The organism is Arenibacter latericius DSM 15913 (assembly GCF_000424985.1).
Classification (GTDB): Bacteria; Bacteroidota; Bacteroidia; order Flavobacteriales; family Flavobacteriaceae; genus Arenibacter; species Arenibacter latericius.
In genome coordinates this window covers 1-1,883 of the sequence record NZ_AUKX01000094.1, presented here as the reverse complement: position 1 = coordinate 1,883, position 1,883 = coordinate 1, and the positions used below count along the sequence as shown (strand labels likewise).

The following is a 1,883-nucleotide window of genomic DNA, read 5'->3' as shown; positions in this document are numbered from 1 at the left end:
TCATAGTGTGCCAAGAAGCAGCCACGGCAATAAATTGGCTGCATGCTGCAAATAAGATGATGGTAGGCCCATCAGAGTCGTCGTATAGGCGATGGCTCTAAACCACCCAAAGGTGCTGTTGTGAATAGCAATGGTACTGAGCGTTTGGGAGAATCCGATCCATGAGGTCGGCAGGTGTGAATAAAGGAGTTGAACGAAAGTGAACCATTGAAGAGGTGTCGAGAAGTTGCGTACCTCCAGTCAAAAGCTACGAAGTATGATACGGAGTGAAAAGTGATGTTGCTCATAACATCAACTACAGAGAGCACCTATTTATTTTCTGTAGGGCTGGCGTCATTCAGATGGCAAGAACTTTATTCAGGCTTATTTACGGAACTTGGGAAACTGTATGCAAATGCCAAGGGAAATGCACAATAAGAACAACTTAGAGGCAAAATACCGATAGTGCATGCAGAGGCAGACCAAGCCGTAGTAGCGATGAAGTTTCTGTAATGGAAATGGAGCGAAGGGCTTGGGTTGTACCGTTTTATTTTATTGACCAACTCATAAGAATGAGGATGAATTTATGGAATGAAACAAAATCAATACCGATAAGCCGCCAAATGGTTTGGGAGGCTTATCAAAAAGTGCGTTCCAACCAAGGGAGTGCAGGAGTAGATGCGGTAAGCATGCAAGAATATGATACCAATCGCAGCAAACACTTGTACAAACTATGGAATCGAATGGCATCGGGGAGCTATTTTCCTCCGCCCGTCAAAGAGGTGGAAATACCCAAAAAGGATGGGGACATCCGAAAACTGGGTGTGCCCACCATAAGCGACAGGGTAGGGCAAATGGTAGTCAAGATGTTCATAGAGCCAAGATTAGAGGGCGTATTCAGTCCAAATTCTTACGGTTATCGACCGAATAGAAATGCACATCAAGCATTACAAAAAGTTCGGGAAAACTGCTGGAAACAAGACTGGGTAATTGACCTTGACATCAAAGGATTCTTCGACAACATTGACCACCAGAAACTGATGCTTGCCGTAAAGAAGCACGTATCCGAAAATTGGGTCGTTCTTTACATCGTTCGATGGTTGGAAGCACCCGTTTTTACAACATCCGGACAACTCGTACAAAAAGAAGGTAAAGGAACACCGCAAGGAGGCGTAATAAGCCCACTGTTGGCAAACCTATTTCTTCATTACGCTTTTGACAAATGGTTGGAAAATGCGGATGGAGATGTACAGTTTGCACGTTATGCCGACGATGCGATCGTACATTGTAAAAGCAAAGCTCACGCAGAACAGATACTAAATGCGCTACATCAAAGGATGGAATCCGTAGGATTGGAATTACATGCACAAAAGACGAAGATCGTCTATTGTAGAGACTATCGCCGTAAAGGAAAACACCCGATTGTCAAGTTTGATTTTCTGGGCTATTCCTTTCAGCCGAGAAGTGCATTCTCCAAGAAAACAAAGAAAATGTTCTTAGGCTATGATTGTGCCATCAGTATCAGTTCGAGAAAACGAATCGCCGACAAGTTAGGAGAGCTCAACGTGAACAAGTTAAATTTTAGAAGCATTGTAGGAGTTGCCCAATACCTAAATCCAATGATCAGAGGATGGGTGCGTTACTACGGTAAATTTAAGATGTATGAACTCACAAAAGTCTTCCGATTGCTAAGTGCGCGCTTGGTTTGGTGGGCAAGGAGAAAGTATAAGCGCTACAAAACCAGCATGGGGAAAGCCTATAAATGGTTGACAACAGTCAGGAAACAATTTCCGACATTGTTCTACCATTGGCGTTTTTCTGAAATAAATGTAGTAGCTTAGGTTTGTACAATAAGAGCCGTATGATGGGAGACTATCACGTACGGTTCTGTGAGAGGCTCGGGG

1 protein-coding gene is annotated in these 1,883 nt (G+C 43.6%); it reads left to right on the top strand.

The features are described 5' to 3' along the window. Positions 1-491 precede the first annotated feature (491 nt). On the top strand, positions 492-1,820 hold the full coding sequence (gene ltrA, locus H344_RS0116700; RefSeq protein WP_240485015.1) for a group II intron reverse transcriptase/maturase: 1,329 nt from the start codon (positions 492-494) through the stop codon (positions 1,818-1,820). The last annotated feature ends 63 nt before the right edge of the window (positions 1,821-1,883 follow it).

Excerpts from the sequence above, each read along its gene's own strand:
- ltrA (WP_240485015.1), top strand. The coding sequence starts at position 492 with ATGGAAATGGAGCGAAGGGCTTGGGTTGTACCGTTTTATTTTATTGAC.